The sequence below is a fragment of the Stenotrophomonas sp. genome, from assembly GCF_031995405.1.
Lineage (GTDB): Bacteria > Pseudomonadota > Gammaproteobacteria > Xanthomonadales > Xanthomonadaceae > Stenotrophomonas.
On record NZ_DAMAGC010000012.1, the window covers coordinates 39,471 to 57,658 of the forward strand.

An 18,188-nucleotide genomic window follows, 5' to 3' on the forward strand; every position below is an offset into this window, starting at 1 on the left:
CTGCGCGAAGTGGATCAGAAGCTGCCGCTGAAGCTGGCGAACAGCGTCGCGTCGCGGGCGCGCTTCTGCAGCGTGGTGGTGCTGATGCCCACGTTGCTGTTCAGGCCCCACAGGTTCACGCGAGCACCCAGTACGGCGGTGGCGTAGTCCTTGTCGAACTCCAGGCCCGGCACCTTGTACATGCCCACTTCCGGCATCGACTGCAGCCACGCGCTGGCCTGCTTGCCGTCTTCGAACTCGTGGTCGTAGGTCACCTGCACGTACGGCTTGACGCTGCCGCCATCGAAGCGTGCCTGCCAGCCGATGCGGCCCACGGTGGAGTCGGCATCCTGGTTGGCATAGCCCAGCGCGGTGGCGCTCGGGTTGCTCTCGGTGTAGCCGTCCAGCTTGACCTTCTGCCAGATCACGGCGGCAACCGGACCGTGGCGGAAGCCGCCCTCGGTGCCGAACTCGTAGCCGGCGTTCAGCGCTGCGGTCAGGTTGCTGCCTTCCGGCGAGCCTTCGTGGATGCGGGTGGCCGGCCCCAGCTGGACCTTGCGGGTCACGTCATAGTCCAGCCAGCTGTAGCTGAGCTGGGCGTTGACCCAGGCGCGCTCCCCGTACCAGCCGGCGAACAGGCCCAGCGAGGTGTCGGACTGGGTGAAGTCGCCCTTGTTCTTGCCGAAATCGGCGTCCATGCGGCCGTAGCCGGCGAAGCCGCCGAGCACCATGCCATCACGGGCCCAGTCGACACCGAACAGGCCCGCCGGGGCCATGCCGTCGTACAGGTCGGCGTGGGCGTAGCGCTGCATGTCACCGCGCAGGTTGCCCCACCAGCTCAGGCCGTCGGCCGGACGGCCGCCCAGATGCCAGCTGACCTGATCGGCGCGCGAACGGCCGACGGTCTGTGCCGAGTGGGTCAGGATCTGCTGGTTGCGCGGGGCTTCCAGGATCGACACGGTGTACTGGCCCAGCATTTCATGGGTGGCGGTGGTCGGGTGCACGCCATCGGCGAACACGTAGCTGTTGGCTGCGTTCGGGGTGACGTAGCTGGTCGGGTTGCAGGTCAGCGACGAGGCCGTGGTGCAGGCCGGGTTGGTGACGTTGACGAAGCCGTACTGGCCCGGGTTGGCGACGATTTCCTGCAGGACGTGGAAGGTGTCCACCGGGATCACCTGCAGGCCGGCGGCCTTCAGGCCACCGAACAGGGCGTCGTTGTAGGCCTTGGCCAGCGCGGTACCGGCCGCCATGCCGGCGGCGCCACCGGCGCGGGCGCCCGGGGTCAGGCCGACGTCGGGAATGGTCGGGACCACGATGTACTCGGCGCCGGCACCCTTCAGCGTGGCGACGATCCCGACCTGGTCGGTCACCGCATTGGTCAGGGTCGACACCAGCGGCGCGCCGGCCTGGATGGCGAACAGATCGTTGGCGCCGCCGAACACGGTGTACAGCGCGTTGGCGTCGGCCTTGCCGCCGTTGGCGGCCAGGTACTGCGCGGTCTGGGTCTTGAGCGAGTACACCGGCACGGCCGGGGTGCCCGGGGCCAGCACCTGGCTGGTGTCCACGCCGACGCGGGCGCCACCTATGGCGTAGTTGTCACCGCCCTGCCCGTTGCCGTGTGCGGCGCCGTTGGTGCCGTAGTAATTGGCCACGTACTGGGCGTAGGTCCAGCCCGGGTTGGTGGTGAACTGACCGGTGACCGCCTGTACCGATGCGGGCAGCAGCGGACGGAAGTAACCGGCATCGGTCAGGCTGTCGCCGATGAACACGGTGCGGGAATACGGCGACTGCTGGGCCATGGCCGGTGCGGCGGCCAGGGCGAGGGCAACGGCCATCAGCGAGAGGGCGGGACGTTTGCGCAACATGTGGAGCTCCTTGAAGGTGGGAGTACGACCGACGTACGCCGGCGCATGGCGCCATGGTTTCACTGCCCCCGGACCAATTCACGCTGCGTCGCCGCATGAATTTGTCCGGAAGCGACATGGCCCTTGGCGCAGCAGCCTCCGCCGCCCGCCACGGGTCGGCAAGGGTACGCAGTCCGGCGCCGTTGAGGGACAATGGCGACATGAACATCGTGCTCAACGGCGACACCCGCCAGCTTCCGCAAAGCGCCACCGTCCTGGACCTGCTGCAGACCGAAGACCTGCTCGAGCGTCGCGTCGCGGTGGAGGTCAATGGCGAAATCATCACCCGCAGCCGCCACGCCGACCACCCGCTGCAGGACGGCGACGTGGTGGAAATCGTGCATGCGCTGGGCGGCGGTTGAGCCTTGTCGGCGGTGCCGCGTCGTCGCCTGCGCGGTCGATGCGGCCGCAGCATCGTGACGCGCGATAGGCGATAATTCAGCCCATGAATGCAAATGCCCCCACTGATTCGCTGGTGATCGCCGGCAAGACCTACAGTTCCCGGCTGCTGACCGGCACCGGCAAGTTCAAGGATCTGGAAGAAACCCGCATCGCCACCGATGCCGCCGGGGCCCGGATCGTCACCGTGGCGATCCGCCGCACCAACATCGGGCAGAACCCGGGCGAGCCGAACCTGCTCGACGTGCTGCCGCCGGACCGTTACACGATCCTGCCCAACACCGCCGGCTGCTACACCGCCGAAGACGCGGTGCGCACCTGCCGCCTGGCCCGCGAACTGCTGGACGGGCACAACCTGACCAAGCTGGAAGTGCTGGGCGACCAGAAGACCCTGTACCCGGACGTGGTGCAGACCCTCAAGGCCGCCGAGCAGCTGGTCAAGGATGGCTTCGAGGTGATGGTCTACACCTCCGATGATCCGATCCTGGCCAAGCGCCTGGAGGAGATCGGCTGCGTTGCGGTGATGCCGCTGGCCGCGCCGATCGGCTCGGGGCTGGGCATCCAGAACAAGTACAACCTGCTGCAGATCATCGAAGATGCCAAGGTGCCGATCATCGTCGACGCCGGCGTGGGCACCGCCTCGGATGCGGCGATCGCGATGGAACTGGGCTGCGACGGCGTACTGATGAACACCGCCATCGCCGGCGCACGCAATCCGGTATTGATGGCCAGCGCGATGCGCAAGGCGGTCGAAGCGGGGCGCGAGGCGTTCCTGGCCGGGCGCATTCCACGCAAGCGCTACGCCAGTGCCTCTTCGCCGATCGACGGGTTGATCGGCTGATGACCAATCCCTTCGACAGCGCCGGTGCCAAGGCACCGCCCAAGCCCTTCACCATCACCGAAGGCCGCCGTGAGGTGCGCAGTTTCGTGCTGCGCCAGGGCCGCTTCACCCCGGCCCAGCAGCGCGCGTTCGACGACCGCTGGCCGCGCTTCGGGCTGGACTTCACCGGCGAGCCGCGCGACCTGGATGCCACCTTCGGGCGCGACGCGCACAAGGTGCTGGAGATCGGTTTCGGCAACGGCGCGGCGCTGCGTTTCGCCGCCCAGCAGGACCCGAGCCGCGATTACATCGGCCTGGAGGTCCACGCGCCCGGCGTCGGCCGGCTGCTCAACGCGCTGGCCGATGACAATGCCGACCACGTTCGCCTGTACCACCACGATGCGGTGGAAGTGCTGGAGAAGGAAATCGCCGATGGCGCGCTGGATGAAGTGCGCATCTATTTCCCCGATCCGTGGCACAAGAAGCGCCACAACAAGCGCCGCCTGATCCAGCCCGGCTTTGCCGACCTGCTGGTGCGCAAGCTGTGCGTCGGTGGCCGCCTGCATTGCGCCACCGACTGGGAGGACTACGCCGAGCAGATGTGGGACGTGCTCGACGCGACCGCCGGGCTGAGCAACCGCGCCGGGCCGCGTGGCCAGGTGGAACGCCCCGCGTGGCGCCCGCAGACCCACTTCGAGACCCGGGGCCAGAAACTCGGCCATGGGGTGTGGGACCTGCTGTACGACCGCACCTGATCCCACCCCAAGGAACCGCGCCACCCCATGGACAACGCGCTGACGCTGACCACCGACATGAAGCTCGTCCTTGGGCTGGTCGGCTTCACGATGGCGATGTTCCTGTTCGAGCGCATCCGCGCCGATGTGGTGGCGCTGGTGGTGCTGGTGGTGCTGGGCGTGACCGGGTTGATCGCGCCGGAGGAAATCTTCGGCGGCTTCTCCGGCAACGCGGTGATGAGCATCATCGCCACCACCATTCTCGGTGCGGGCCTGGACCGCACCGGGGCCTTGAACCGGTTGGCGGCCTGGCTGCTGCGGCGCGGGCACGGCGTTGAAACGCGCCTGTTGATGATGACCACCGCCATCGCCGGCTTGAACTCTTCGTTCATGCAGAACCCCTCGGTGATGGCGCTGTACCTGCCGGTCGCCTCGCGGCTGGCCGCGCGCACCGGCCTGACCCTGCAGCGGCTGCTGCTGCCGATCGCCGCGGCGATCGTGATGGGCGGCGCGTTGACCATGGTCGGCAACTCGCCGCTGATCCTGTTGAACGATCTGCTGGCCTCGGCCAACAACAACCTGCCCTCGGGCCTGGCCACCATCGAGCCGCTGCGGATGTTCGCGCCGCTGCCGATCGGCGTGGCGCTGTTGATCGCCTCGCTGCTGTACTTCCGCTACTTCGGCGACCGCAAGCTGGTCGAGGAAGAAACCCTGGCCAACGATGGCGTCACCCCGGCCCGCACCGAAAGCTACTTCGCCAAGACCTACGGCATCGAAGGCGACGTATTCGAGCTGGTGGTCACCGCCGAAAGCCCGCTGGTCGGTATGACCCTGGGCGAGGCCGAGAACGTGCACGATGCGCCACTGCTGCTCGCGCTCAAAACCGGCAACGACACCCGCCTGGCACCGCCGGCGGAAATGCGCATCTGGGTCGGCAGCGTGCTCGGGGTGATGGGCGCGCGCCAGCAGGTGGGCGACTTCGCGCAGAACCAGTTCCTGCGGATGTCCTCCCGCCTGAAGCACCTGGGCGACCTGTTCAATCCCAGCCGCGCGGGTATTTCCGAAGCCGTGATCCCGCCGACCTCGGACGTGATCGGCAAGAGCGCCTCGGAACTGCGCCTGCGCAAGCAGCGCGGCATCAGCCTGCTGGCGATCAACCGCGACAAGCAGGTGATCCGCGAGGACGTGCGCAACGTGGCGCTGCGCGCTGGCGACATGCTGGTGTTCCACAGCATCTGGACCGACCTGGCGCAGGCCGCCAAGAGTCGCGACTTCGTGGTGGTCACCGACTATCCCAAGGGCGAGCAGCGCCCGCACAAGTTCAAGATCGCGATGAGCATCTTCGCCATCACCATCCTGATCGCGCTGACCTCCAAGCTGCCGGTGGCGCTGACCCTGATGACCGGCGTGGCCGGCATGCTGCTGACCGGCGTGCTGCGCATGGACGAGGCCTACGCCTCGATCAACTGGAAGACCATCTTCATGATGGCCGGGCTGATCCCGCTGGGTTGGGCGATGGACAGCAGTGGCGCGGCCGCCTGGATCGCCGGCCACACCATCGACCGCCTGCCCACCGGCATCCCGGTGTGGGTGCTGGAGATCGCGCTGGCGCTGTTGACCACGATGTTCTCGCTGGTGATCAGCCACGTGGGGGCGACCATCGTGATGGTGCCGATCGCGGTCAACCTGGCGTTGGCCGCCGGTGGCAATCCGACCGCATTCGCGTTGATCGTCGCGTTGTCGGCGTCCAACAACCTGATGACCGCCTCCAACCCGGTGATTTCGATGATCACCGGCCCGGCCAACTACACACCGCGCGAGCTGTGGCGGGTGGGCGCGCCGCTGTCGCTGATCTACACCATCGTGGTGGTGCTGATGATCAACCTGATGTTCTGAGGCGGCATCCACGCAGGGCGTGGATGGGTGAGCGGTCGCGCTGCGTGACGCAGGCCGTCAGGCCAGCCACACCTGGCCGTCGCGCACCTGCAGCGCTACCGCACGCAGGCGATCGCCCTTGCAGGGCCCGGCCACGCAGGCGCCGTCGTCCAGCGAGAACGACGCTCCATGCGCAGCGCACACCAGGTGTCCTTCGCGGCTTTTGAGGAACTGGCCCGGCGCCCAGTCCAGGCGGCGGCCGGCGTGCGGGCAGATGTTCAGCCAGCCGCGTACGTCATCGCCTTGCCGATACAGCACCAGCGACTCGCTGTCACCGTCCAGGGTCGCGTCCACCTCGGCGAATCCGGCCTCGGCAATGGCGTCCAGCGCGATCAACGCGGCTACGGCGGTATCAGGTGCAGGCATGGCGAGCGGCAGTCGTATAACGGGATCGCATTCTCTCACGCCCTCATATGACTGGCTGCGCGATGAACACAAGTCATTGATTTGAAATGAACAGCCGTGTCGTTTAACGAGTTTTTCACTCAATGACAGTGGCCACCCCGGATACTCGGGGTTCGCTGACTTCAGCCAAAGAAACGCCATGTACAACCGCTTCTTCCAGTTCAACTCGTTCCGCACCCTGTTCGCGCCGCGCAAGCCGCGCCATCCGCTGGTGCGCGTTGCGGTGGGTCTGCTGGGCCTGGCGATCCTGGCCGCGCTGGTGTTTGTCGGGGTGTTCGTGGGTGCGGCGATGATCATCGCCGGCCTGGCATGGAAGCTGCTCGCCCAGCGCAAGCAGAATGCGCGTCCGAGCGACCCGCACGTGGTCGACGCCGAGTACCGCGTGGTGCGCAAGCAGGCCTTGCCGCTGTCGCGTTGATCGTCCGCCGCGCGGGGCCGCGCGGCGTCGTCGGTCTTTCCCGCATTGAACGCGAACCGCCACGCCTCGGCGTGGCATGCCGCGCGCGCACGTTCTAGACTGCCCGTGACCTTACGTGACAGGACGCGAGCATGACCGATGTAATCCCCACGCCCGAACAACCGCGCATTCCGGTTGCCGGTGGCGGCACCTTCCCGGTGCGCCGCATCTACTGTGTCGGGCGCAATTTCGCCGACCATGCGCGCGAAATGGGCGCGGCCGTGCCGGCCGCCGATGATCGCGGCCGTCCGATGTTCTTCAGCAAGCCGGCCGATGCGATCGTGGTCGGGCATGACGACGTGATCCCCTACCCCCTGGCGACCTCGGACCTGCACCACGAAGTGGAGCTGGTGGTGGCGATCGGCCGCGATGCACCTGCCGGCGAGCTGCCGGTCGACCAGGCCGAAGCGCTGGTGTTCGGCTACGGCGTCGGCCTGGACCTGACCCGCCGCGACCTGCAGGCGCAGGCCAAGGCCAAGGGCCATCCGTGGGATCCTGCCAAGGGCTTCGATCAGTCCGCGCCGGTCAGCGAACTGGTGCCGGCCGCGGAAGTGGGCGATCTGGCCGCGCTCAACCTGTCGCTGGAGATCAACGGCGAAGTACGCCAGCAGTCGCTGCTGGACCAGATGATCTGGAACGTGCCGGAGATCCTGCACGAGCTGTCCAAGTTGTGGGCACTGAAGGCCGGCGATCTGGTCTTCATGGGCACCCCCTCGGGCGTGGCTGCGTTGAAGCCGGGCGACCGTTTCAGCGCGCGGCTGGAGAACGTGGCCGAGCGCCACGGCATCATCGCCGGATGACAATCGCTGCGTTAGGCTGCAGCGTCCCTTGATTCCCCCAACGACAGGAGAGCCCGATGGGCGTACTGACTGAGTTCAAAGAATTCGCCATGCGTGGCAACGTCATCGACCTGGCGGTCGGTGTGGTCATCGGCGCGGCGTTCGGCAAGATCGTCACCGCGCTGGTGGACAAGATCATCATGCCGCCGCTGGGCTGGCTGATCGGGCGGGTGGATTTCTCCGAACTGGCCTGGACCCTGGCCCCGGCCCGGATTGCCGAGAACGGCAAGGAGATCCCGGCGGTGGTGATCGGCTACGGCGATTTCCTCAATACCCTGGTCCAGTTCGTGATCGTGGCCTTTGCGATCTTCATCGTGGTCAAGTTCATCAACCGTCTGGCCCGCAAGAAGGAAGCCGCACCGGCCGCACCGGCTGAAGAAGTGCTGCTGTTGCGCGAGATCCGCGACAACCTCAAGCGCTGAGGCATCGAAAGCCCCGCTCCGGCGGGGCTTTCGCGTATGGAAATCAGCGTCCGCACAACCATGACCTACCGGCCATGTGCGGCGCTGGCAGGCTGCTAAGCTCGGAGACTTCCGTCCCGTTTCCCGGAGTTGTCCATGCGTCGCCGCGTCCTTGCCATCGCATCCTCCCTCGCCCTGCTGGCCGCGCCGGCCTTTGCGGCGACCGGCACCACCACGCTGCCGCCCAAATCGCTGGCCACCGCCGCCGAACTGCGTGAGCAGGCGCTCAAGGACGACACCGGCTGGAAGGTGGTCGAATCGCTGACCACCGAGATCGGCCCGCGCATCGCCGGCGGTGAAGCCGATCCCCGTGCCGTGGCCTGGGCCGTGGCCAAGTTCAAGTCACTGGGCTTTGACAAGGTGTGGACCGAGCCGGTCACCTTCCCCAAGTGGGAGCGTCGCAGTGAGCATGCCCAGGTCACCGGCAAGCACGCCCAGCCGCTGACCATCACCGCGCTGGGCGGCAGCCCGGGCGGCACGGTCGAGGCCGAGGTGGTGCGCTTTGCCGACCTGGCCGCGCTGCAGGCCGCCCCGGCCGGCTCGCTGACCGGCAAGATCGCGTTCGTCGATTACCAGATGACCGCCTACCGCGACGGCCGCGACTACGGCAACGGCGGCGCGGTGCGCAGCAAGGGCCCGTCCGAGGCGATCCGCAAGGGCGCGGTGGGCTTTGTGATGCGTTCGGCCGGTACCGACTCGCACCGCGTGCCGCACACCGGCATCACCCGCTTCGATGAGGGTCTCACCCCGGTGCCGTCAGCGGCGTTGTCGGTGCCCGATGCCAACCAGCTGGCGCGCCTGGTGGCGCTGGGCAGCACCACGCTCAAGCTCACCCTGGACTGCGGCTGGGACGGCAAGGCCACCTCCTACAACGTGATCGGCGAGATCACCGGGCGCAGCCTGCCCAAGGAAGTGGTGGTGATCGGTGGGCATCTGGATTCGTGGGACCTGGGCACCGGCGCGATCGATGACGGTGCGGGGGTGGCCATCACCATGGCCGCCGGCCATCTGATCGGCCAGCTCAAGCAGGCGCCCCGGCGCACCATCCGCGTGGTCGCCTTCGCCAACGAGGAACAGGGTTTGTACGGCGGCAAGGCTTATGCCGAGGCGCATGCCAAGGATATCGTCCTGCACCAGCTGGCCGCCGAAAGCGACTTCGGTGCCGGCCGCATCTATGCGTTCAACACCGGCTCGCCGAATCCGGAAGGCTCGCGCGAAGCGACCCGCCAGATTGCCCAGGTGCTCAAGCCGCTGGGCATCGAATATGCCGCCGACAAGGGTGGCCCGGGCCCGGACGTGGGGCCGCTGGCGGCCAAGGGGGGCGCATGGGCATGGCTGGCGCAGGACGGCAGCGATTACTTCAACCTGCACCACACCGCCGACGACACCCTGGACAAGATCGAGCCGGCCGCGCTGGCCCAGAACGTGGCCGCCTACACGGTGTTCGCCTACCTGGCTGCCGAAGCCGAGGGCAGCTTCGGCAGCGAAGCCAAACCGACCACGCCGCCGAACGAGTGATCCACACCGGCCGTGGCGCGCTCGCGCCACGGCCGGTGCCGCATTACCCCTCGCGGTTGTGCACGACGGCGATCCGCCGCCACACACCGGCCGCGCGTTCCCCGGCCAGGTCCGGGTCGTACAGCGGGTCCACGCCGGCCCCACGCGAGCGTTCGTAATCATCCAGCGCGGCAAGCGCCGGCTTCTGCAGCAGCAGCAACGCGACGATGTTCAACCCGGTCATCAGTCCGACGCCGATATCGCCCAGTGACCAGGCCACGGTGACGGTGTTGACCGCCGAGTACACCATCGCCGCGAGAAACCCCGCGCGGAACAGCATCAGCATCCAGGGCGCCGGCCGGTTGCGACCGAGATACACCACGTTGGTCTCGGCGGTGTAGTACAGCGCCAGGATGGTGGTGAAGGCAAAGGGCAGGATCGCCAGGGCGACGAAGGCCGAACCGAACCCGGGCAGCACCGACTCCACCGCCTGCTGCACGAAACGCGGCCCCGCCTCCAGTCCTGGCACGTAGGCCACGATCATCTCCACACCGCCCGAACCCGGGTCGTACACGTTGTAGGTGCCGGCCGAGAGGATCAGGAACGCCGTGGCACTGCACACCACCAGCGTGTCGATGTAGACGGAAAAGGCCTGGACCAGGCCCTGCTTGACCGGGTGCGAGACCTCCGCAGCCGCCGCCGGATGCGCGCCGCTGCCCATGCCCGCTTCGTTGGACATGACCCCGCGGCGCACGCCCCACTGGACCGCCGTGCCGAGCATCGCGCCGAACGCGGCGTCGCCGCCGAACGCACTGCGTACGATCAGCAGGAACATCTCCGGCACGGCCTGCAGGTTGAGCAGCATCACCAGCGCGGCCACCAGCAGATAGCCCAGCGCCATGAACGGCACCACCACCTGGGCCACGTGCGCGATGCGGCGCACGCCGCCGAAGATCACCACCCCGACCACCACGGTGATGACCGCCGCCGTCCATCCCCCCGAGACGCCCCAGGTTTCATCAAGCGCACCGACAATGGCATTGGACTGGGTGCCGGGCAGGAGCAGCCCGCACCCGAGCACCGTACTCCACGCGAACAGCACCGCGTACCAGCGCTGGCCCAGGCCCTTCTCGATGTAGTACGCCGGGCCACCGCGGTACATGCCACCGGCATCGCGCACCTTGTAGATCTGCGCCAGCGTGGATTCGACGAAGGCGGTCGATGCGCCGAGGAAGGCGACGATCCACATCCAGAAGATCGCCCCGGGTCCACCGTAGGCAATGGCCATCGCGACACCGGCGATGTTGCCGACGCCGACCCGACTGGACAGGGACATGCTCAACGCCTGGAACGAGGACAACCCGGATGCCGAACTGCGGCACTGGAAGATCAGGCGCAGCATGTCCGGCAGCGCGCGCAGCTGGATGAACCGCGTGCGCACGCTGAAGTACAGGCCCGCCAGCAGGCACAGACCGACCAGCGCGGGACTCCAGACAATGGCCAGCACGCCGGCAACGATATCTTCAAAACGCATGGGACACTCCCTTGGATGGGTAAGGCTGCGGCCGCATCAGAACGACATCGCCAGCGCGATCTGCGGGCTGATGAAGGCCCCGCTGTTGCGCCCGCCCACGCTGAACTCGACCCCGGCGATCAGCCCGACGTTCGGTGCGAAGTGGTACTCCACGGCCGGCGCGAGGCTGATGCTGCTGCTGGCCGGCCGACGCTCTTCAATGCGTCGGGCGACGCCGTCATCACCGGGCACGTAGCCGCTCAGCTGCTGGTCGCTCTCCCGGCTGGCGGAGACCTCGAACACGCCGACCCAACGCGCGGAGATGCTGTACTCGGCCGCCATCGACAGGCCGAGCAGCGAACCGCGCGCGACGCTGCCGCGGAAGTCCGGCCCGGTGCCATACACGCTGCTGTCATGCAGTGCCACCCGTGACGGTGCCGGGCTGGCGCTGAACTGACCGCGCCAGCGCAGTGGGCGCCCGTTGGGCAACCACAACACCTGCTGCACCGCCACGGCCGCGCTGGTGCGCTGCACGCCGTCACCCTGCGCGTTGAGCGGGTTGCCGCCAACGCGATCGTAGCTGCCGGTGGCAAAGCGCTGGGTCAGCGCCACGGCCACCGCCGGCCGTGCGCCGTCGGCGTCCGGTGCCTGCAGCAGAAACTGCAGCCGCGCCGTGGTATCGCCGGCACGGAAGCCACCGCTGCGGGACGCGCCGGATTCGGCACGCACCGCGCTGAGGTTCACCTGCGCGGTGACGCGGTCGCTGATGCCGTGCGCGATCGGCACCACGGTCAGCCACGCACCGCTGCTGCCGTTGCTGCGTGTGCGGTTGCCGTCGGCATCGTAGTAGTGATCGCTGTCCACGCGCACCAGGTAGGGTTCGACATTCCACGCCCCGTGCGGAAGACCCGCTGCATTGGGGGTGATCAACGGACCGGTGAAGTGGATGTCATCGAGGCTGTTCGACTGCGCGACGGCAGGCGTCGACGCCAGGCCGAGCACGCTGGCCAGGCACAGGGAAACGAAGGGGAAAACAGGGGATGGGGACAGGGACATTGGACGACTCCGGCAGACAGGCAGGGATGCGATGCGTTCTGCATCGCGCCCCCAATCTGCACAGCGCAATCATGTGCCACAACGGAGTAACCAATGAAATCCAGCGTTGTGTGGACAGGCGCACACACGGAGTTTTGCAGCACGGTGAATGGTGCGCATGCGCGTAATACCTCGCCAATCAATCACCGACTCATCATTGTCGGCTGCAATGCACCGCGCAGAAAAAAAGCCCGGCCGCAAAGCGACCGGGCTACCGGGACTCGTCACACCCCACGCGGTGAGCGCCACAGACATACTGCGGTCCGGACAACGGTGCCGCGCTGGGCGGGTGTCTCTCCTCACCCACCCAACACAGCACCGCCTTGCACTGTGACGCAGCGCATGGGCCGGTCACTATGCGATTAATCCGAATCCCGTGTAGTCACGACGTTATCGGTGACACCGATCACACCGAGTCGGAGAAGCGCGCAAGCGCGCTACCCGAAAACCACGTCCTGCTCAGCGTGCCTGGCGCGCGTACCAGTGCGACAGCAACACCGCCGTCGCCGATGCCACGTTGAGGCTTTCCACCGCCCCCGTGCCGGGAATGGACAACTGCTGATCGCAGTCCTGCGCCAGCTCACGGTCCATGCCCTCGCCTTCGGCGCCCATCACATAGACCAGGCGCGCCGGTACATCGCTGGCGAACAGGTCGTTGCCGCCGTCAACCAGCGTCGCGGCCAGCCCGAAGCCGGCCTGGCGCAGCTGCGCCATCGCCCGCGGCAGTTCCGGCAGGCGCACCAGCGGTACCGATTCGGCACCGCCCTCGGCCACGCGCGCGGCGGCCCCGGACAGGGCCAGGGTGGAACCGGGCGGCAGGAGCAGGCCGGCCACGCCGAAATGCGCGGCCGAGCGCAGGATCGCGCCGAAGTTGTGCGGATTGCCGACGCCATCCAGCCACAGCGCCAGCGCGGGCCTGCCGGCCGGCAGCGTGTCCAGCCACGCATCGAGGTCGAGCATCGGCGCGCGCAGCACGTCGGCGACCACGCCTTCGTGATGGGTCGTGGCGGCGAGCTTGTTGAGATCGCCCTCCTCCACCACGCGGTAGCCGACGCGGTTGGCCACGCACCACTTCAACACCGGCTGCATGCGCGGGATCAGCGACTCGGCCAGATACAGCTTGCGCAGCGCCTGCGGGCGCTTCTCGAACAACGCCTGCACCGCGTTCCAGCCATACAGGCGCAGTTCGTCGTTGCCACGCCCCGGCGGTGGCGGCGTGCCGCCCTCGCGCGGGGGCAACGGGGTGGCCCGCGGCGGTCGCGAGGACGGGCGGCGGGCGTTTTTCCAGGGATCATTCACTACGGGACAACTCCAGCTTGCGTTGACGCCAGAAATCGGCGTTCTTGATGCCCAGGGCATCGGGGTCGAAGGTCGGGTCGAGGCCGAGCTTCTTCTGTCGTTCGTAATCGCGCAGGGCCAGCATCGCCGGCTTCTGCACGATCAGGATGGCGATGATGTTCAACCAGGCCATCAGGCCCACGCCGATGTCACCCAGCGCCCAGGCCAGGGTCGCGTTGTGGAACGCGCCGAACACCACCATGCCGATGATGCCCAGGCGCAGCACCAGCACGGTCAGCGGTCGCTTGCGGTTCTGGTTGATGTAGCTGAGGTTGGTTTCGGCCATGTAGTAATAGGCCATGATCGTGGTGAAGGCGAAGAAGAAGATCGCCAATGACACGAACGAGGCGCCCCAGCCCGGCAGTACCGCTTCCACGCCGGCCTGCGCATAGCCGGCACCTTCGGGGATGCCCGCCAGGCCCTGGAAGATCGGCTCGGCACCGGCCACCGGCGAGTAGACGTTGTACGTGCCACTGGCCAGGATCAGGAAGGCGGTGGCAGTGCACACCATCATGGTGTCGAAGTAGATCGCAAAGGCCTGCACGTAGCCCTGCTTGGCCGGGTGCGAGACCTCCGAGGCCGCTGCAGCATGCGGGCCCGAGCCCTGGCCGGCTTCGTTGGCGTAGATGCCGCGCTTGATGCCCCACTCCACCGCCAGGCCCATCATCGCGCCGAACGCGGCGTGGGTGCCGAAGGCGCTGTCGAAGATGATGCCGAACATTTCCGGCACGCGGTCGTAGTTGATGATCATGATGACGATGGCCATCAGGATGAAGGCGGCCGCCATGAACGGCACCACCACTTCGGCGAAGTTGGCGATGCGCTTGACCCCGCCGAAGATGACCACGCCCAGCAGCAGCGCCACCACGATGCCGATGCCCAGCTTCAGCGCCTGCACCGATTCCATGCCCATGAACTGGCCATCCAGCGGGCCGCACAATGCGCCGCCACGGCAGGCATTGATGATGCTGTCGGCGATCGCGTTGGCCTGCACGCCCGGCATCAGGAAGCCGGCGGCGATGATGGTCGCCACGGCGAACGCCAGCGCGTACCACTTCAGCCCCATGGCCTTTTCGATGTAATACGCCGGGCCGCCACGGTAACGGCCTTCGGCATCCTTGGTCTTGTAGATCTGCGCCAGGGTGCACTCGACATAGGAGGTGGAGGCGCCGAGGAAGCCCATGACCCACATCCAGAAGATCGCGCCGGGACCGCCGAAGGCGATGGCGGTGGCCACGCCGGCGATGTTGCCGATGCCCATGCGCCCGGCCATCGACATGGCCAGTGCCTGGAACGAGGACACGCCCGCGTCGGACTTCTCGCCCTGCACGGTGAGGCGGCACATCTCGAAGAAGCCCCGGATCTGCATGAACCGGGTCCGGATGCTGAAGAACAGGCCGGCGCCCAGGCACACGGCGATCAGTGCCTTGCTCCAGATGATGCTGTTGACAAAATGTACGGCTGCTTCCACGCGCTCTCTCCAGTCGGCGGAAAATAAAGGACGTCCCGTCGGCTGGAGGGGACCGGGTCGATTCTCCACGATCGAGGGCCGCTGCGGTAGCAGCACCGGTTCATCGGCCCTGCTAGAGCCGGGCCATGCCCGGCTGCCTCGACGGGTGGAGCCGGGCCATGCCCGGCTGCCTCCGGGCCCACGCTGGATTACGGGCTGCGCAGCCCGCGCACTACCCCTCGTCGCTGGCGCAGCCCAGCACGGAACCCGCACCGACGATGCGGGAGATCGCCGGATCAGGCATGGCCGCCCACCGAAGGCGTCTCCGCCTCCTGCCGCTCCAGCTCACGCGCCACCGCTTCAGGCGAGCGCGTATACGGGGCCAGCAGCGAATAGAACGCCGGCACCACGAACAGCGACAGGAAGGTGGACACGGTGACCCCGAAGATCACCACGATGCCGATGGTGCCGCGGCTGGCCGAGCCCGGGCCGCCGGCCACCACCAGCGGGATCGCGCCGACCACCGTGGCAATGGAGGTCATCAGGATCGGACGCAGGCGCACCACCGCCGATTCGACGATGGCGGCATGCACGTTGCGGCCCTCGTCGCGCAGCTGGTTGGCGAATTCCACGATCAGGATGCCGTTCTTGGCCGCCAGCCCGACCAGCATCACGATGCCGATCTGGCTGAACAGGTTGATGCTGCCCCCACTGACGTACAGCCCGAGCAGTGCGCCGAGCACGCCCAGCGGCACGGTCAGCATGATCACCAGCGGATGGATGAAGCTCTCGAACTGCGCGGCCAGCACCAGGTACACCACCAGCAGCGCCATGGCGAAGGTGAGGAGCACCGCGCTGCCGGCGTTCTGGTACTCGCGCGATTCGCCCTTCCAGTCCAGCTGCGCGTGCTGCGGCAGTTCTTCGCTCGCGGTCTGCTGCGCCCAGGCGATCGCCTCGCCGAGCGGATAGCCCGGGGCCAGGCCGGCGCTGATGGTGATCGAGCGCAGCCGGTTGAAGCGGTTGAGGTTGCCGGCCTCGGCCACTTCGCTGAGGGTGACCAGGTTGGACAGCGGCACCAGTTCGCCGTTGCTGGCGCGCACGCGGATGGCGGCCAGGTCGGCCGGCGAGGCACGGCCATCGCGCCCGGCCTGGACCAGCACGTCGTACTCCTCGCCGTTGTCGACGAAGGTGGTGACGCGGCGCGAGCCCATCATGGTTTCCAGCGCGCTGCCGATCGCGGTGACCGACACGCCCATGTCGGCGGCACGCTGGCGGTCGATGTTGACCCGCATCTGCGGGCGGGTTTCCTTGTAGTCCGAGTCCACGCCGACCAGGCCGGGGTTGTCGGCCATGCGCAGCAGCATGCGGTCGCGCCACTGCGCGATCTCGGCGTACTCGGGCCCACCGAGCACGATCTGGAACGGCTGGCCCTGGCTGCGGACCAGCCCGCCCCCCACCTGGGTGCGCACGCGCACGCCGCGCAGCCCATCCAGGTGTTTCTGCAGGTCGGCGGCGACGTCCGGGGTGGCCACCTCGCGCTGTTTCCACGGTTGCAGGAACACGCTGATACGGCCGGTGTGCATTTCCTCGCTGGCCCCGAAGCCGCCGGGCACGCGTGGGTTGGCGCGCACGATCGGTTTGTCGTCGCCGACGAAGCCGGACACGATCTTCTCCACCTGCTGCACCTGGCCGACGGTGTAGTCGTAGCCGGCGCCTTCGGGGCCGTCGATCATGATCTGGAACGAGCCGCGGTCTTCGGCCGGGGCCAGTTCGGCGGGCAGCAGTTTCAGCAGCAGTGCGCTGGCCAGCAGCGACAGCAGCATCACCACGACGTAGATCCAGGTGCGGCCCACATGCCGCTCGAGCACGCGGCCATAGGCGCCGGACACACGCGCCAGGCTGCGATCGATGACGCCGTGCAGGCCACGCGGGGCGCGCCCGGTATGCGGCTTGAGCAACTTGGACGCCATCATCGGGGTGAGCGTGAGCGAGACGAACGCCGACAGCGCCACCGCGGCGGCCAGGGCGACGGCCAGCTCGCGGAACAGGCGGCCGGTATTGCCTTCCAGGAAGCCCACCGGCAGGAACACCGCCACCAGCACCGCCGTGGTGGCGATCACCGCGAAGGCGACCTGCGCGGTGCCGCGCTTGGAGGCCACCAGCGGCGGTTCGCCCAGGTCGATGCGACGCTGCACGTTCTCCACTACCACGATCGCATCATCCACCACCAGGCCGATGCACAGCACCAGCGCCAACAGGGTCAGCAGGTTGATCGAGAAGCCGAAGGCGTACAGCGCGATGAACGCGGCGACCAGGCACACCGGCACGGTCACCGCAGGAATCAGCGCGGCGCGGAAGCTGCCCAGGAACAGCCAGATCACCGCCAGCACCAGCAGCATCGCCTCCACCAGCGTGGCATACACCCGGTCCACGGCCGCTTCGATGAAGGTGGTGTTGTCGAAGGCGACGAAGATGCGGGTGCCTTCGGGCAGGGTCAGCGCGACGCGCTCGGCCTCGGCGCGCGCGGTACGGGCCACGTCGAGCGCGTTGGCGGTGGAGGTTTTGACGATGCCCAGGCCGATGCCCGGCTCGCCGTTGCTGCGGTAGTAGGCGCGGCGTTCGGAGGAGGCCAGTTCGATCTTCGCCACGTCGCCCAGGCGTACCACGTAGCCGTCGTTGCCCTTGCCCAGCGGGATGGTCGCAAAGTCCTCGGGCTTGCTGTAGTTGCGCTCCACGCGCAGGGTGAAATCGCGGTCGGTCGATTCGATGCGACCGGCCGGCAGTTCCACGTTTTCATTGCGCAGCGCGGTTTCCACATCGCCCACGGCGAGGCCGCGCGCGGCGAGCTGGTCGCGGTCCAGCCAGATCCGCATGGCGTAGCGCTGGCGGCCGCCGATCCGGACCTGGGCCACCCCATCCAGGCTGGAGAAGCGATCCACCACGTAGCGGTCGGCGTAGTCGCTCAGCTCCAGGGTGTCCATGGTGGAGGACGCCATGTTGAACCAGATGATCGGGTCGGCATCGGATTCGACCTTGGCGATTTCCGGCGGACGCGCTTCTTCGGGCATGCGGTCGGCGACACGGCTGACCGCATCGCGCACGTCGTTGGCGGCCGCCTCGATATCGCGGCTGGCATTGAACTCGATGCTTACCTGCGCGCGGCCGTTGGAGCTGCGCGCGTTGATGGTGTCGATACCTTCGATGCCGGCCAACGCATCTTCCAGCACCTGGGTGACGCGGCTTTCAATGACCGCGGCCGAGGCGCCGGTGTAATCGACCGACACCGACACGATCGGCGGATCGATGGCCGGCAGTTCGCGCAGGGTCAGGCGGGTGAACGACATGATGCCCAGTACGACCAG

Annotated in this window: 15 protein-coding genes; 8 read left to right on the top strand and 7 right to left on the bottom strand. The window is 67.6% G+C overall.

The window, feature by feature from the left end:
* Positions 1-14: 14 nt before the first annotated feature.
* Entirely contained in the window at positions 15-1,814 is a 1,800-nt protein-coding gene (locus RTO53_RS03625; RefSeq protein WP_312236531.1) for an autotransporter domain-containing protein, read from the bottom strand.
* A gap of 230 nt (positions 1,815-2,044) precedes the next feature.
* Between RTO53_RS03625 and thiS the strand changes: the two genes are divergently transcribed.
* The 4 genes from thiS to RTO53_RS03645 all read left to right on the top strand — a co-directional run bounded on the left by thiS (position 2,045) and on the right by RTO53_RS03645 (position 5,732).
* Entirely contained in the window at positions 2,045-2,245 is a 201-nt protein-coding gene (gene thiS, locus RTO53_RS03630) for a sulfur carrier protein ThiS (RefSeq protein ID WP_312236518.1), read from the top strand.
* A gap of 83 nt (positions 2,246-2,328) precedes the next feature.
* Positions 2,329-3,123: a thiazole synthase gene (locus RTO53_RS03635; protein ID WP_312236519.1), complete on the top strand. Its 795-nt coding sequence runs from the start codon at positions 2,329-2,331 to the stop codon at positions 3,121-3,123.
* Entirely contained in the window at positions 3,123-3,857 is a 735-nt protein-coding gene (trmB, locus tag RTO53_RS03640; protein WP_312236520.1) for a tRNA (guanosine(46)-N7)-methyltransferase TrmB, read from the top strand. The genes RTO53_RS03635 and trmB overlap by 1 nt, the downstream gene beginning before the upstream one ends.
* 27 nt (positions 3,858-3,884) lie before the next feature.
* On the top strand, positions 3,885-5,732 hold the full coding sequence (locus tag RTO53_RS03645; RefSeq protein ID WP_312236521.1) for an SLC13 family permease: 1,848 nt from the start codon (positions 3,885-3,887) through the stop codon (positions 5,730-5,732).
* Between the two features lie 57 nt (positions 5,733-5,789).
* Here RTO53_RS03645 and RTO53_RS03650 read toward each other — a convergent pair whose 3' ends face one another.
* Positions 5,790-6,137 (bottom strand): Rieske (2Fe-2S) protein, encoded by a 348-nt coding sequence (locus RTO53_RS03650; protein WP_312236522.1) that lies wholly within the window; start codon positions 6,135-6,137, stop codon positions 5,790-5,792.
* A 178-nt stretch (positions 6,138-6,315) separates the two neighbouring features.
* On the opposite strand from RTO53_RS03650, the gene RTO53_RS03655 reads away from it, so the two are divergent.
* The 4 genes from RTO53_RS03655 (at position 6,316) to RTO53_RS03670 (ending at position 9,451) form a co-directional block, all read left to right on the top strand.
* On the top strand, positions 6,316-6,594 hold the full coding sequence (locus RTO53_RS03655) for a hypothetical protein (RefSeq protein ID WP_312236523.1): 279 nt from the start codon (positions 6,316-6,318) through the stop codon (positions 6,592-6,594).
* 131 nt (positions 6,595-6,725) lie between these two features.
* A complete protein-coding gene (locus RTO53_RS03660; RefSeq protein WP_312236524.1) occupies positions 6,726-7,433 on the top strand; it encodes a fumarylacetoacetate hydrolase family protein in 708 nt (235 codons plus the stop codon).
* 56 nt (positions 7,434-7,489) lie between these two features.
* On the top strand, positions 7,490-7,894 hold the full coding sequence (gene mscL, locus RTO53_RS03665; RefSeq protein WP_312236525.1) for a large-conductance mechanosensitive channel protein MscL: 405 nt from the start codon (positions 7,490-7,492) through the stop codon (positions 7,892-7,894).
* 135 nt (positions 7,895-8,029) lie between these two features.
* Positions 8,030-9,451: a M28 family peptidase gene (locus tag RTO53_RS03670; RefSeq protein WP_312236526.1), complete on the top strand. Its 1,422-nt coding sequence runs from the start codon at positions 8,030-8,032 to the stop codon at positions 9,449-9,451.
* A gap of 43 nt (positions 9,452-9,494) precedes the next feature.
* On the opposite strand, the gene RTO53_RS03675 is transcribed toward RTO53_RS03670, so the two are convergent.
* From RTO53_RS03675 to RTO53_RS03695, 5 genes are all read right to left on the bottom strand, one after another.
* Entirely contained in the window at positions 9,495-10,964 is a 1,470-nt protein-coding gene (locus RTO53_RS03675; RefSeq protein ID WP_312236527.1) for an alanine/glycine:cation symporter family protein, read from the bottom strand.
* Between the two features lie 36 nt (positions 10,965-11,000).
* Positions 11,001-11,999, bottom strand: a complete 999-nt coding sequence (locus RTO53_RS03680) for a hypothetical protein (RefSeq protein WP_312236528.1) — start codon at positions 11,997-11,999, stop codon at positions 11,001-11,003.
* Positions 12,000-12,497: 498 nt separating this feature from the next.
* Positions 12,498-13,277 (bottom strand): TrmH family RNA methyltransferase, encoded by a 780-nt coding sequence (locus RTO53_RS03685; protein ID WP_312236532.1) that lies wholly within the window; start codon positions 13,275-13,277, stop codon positions 12,498-12,500.
* Between the two features lie 52 nt (positions 13,278-13,329).
* Positions 13,330-14,847 (bottom strand): alanine/glycine:cation symporter family protein, encoded by a 1,518-nt coding sequence (locus tag RTO53_RS03690; RefSeq protein WP_312236529.1) that lies wholly within the window; start codon positions 14,845-14,847, stop codon positions 13,330-13,332.
* Between the two features lie 275 nt (positions 14,848-15,122).
* Positions 15,123-18,188 (bottom strand): efflux RND transporter permease subunit (locus RTO53_RS03695; protein ID WP_312236530.1); only part of this gene is annotated, 3,066 nt, incomplete at its 5' end.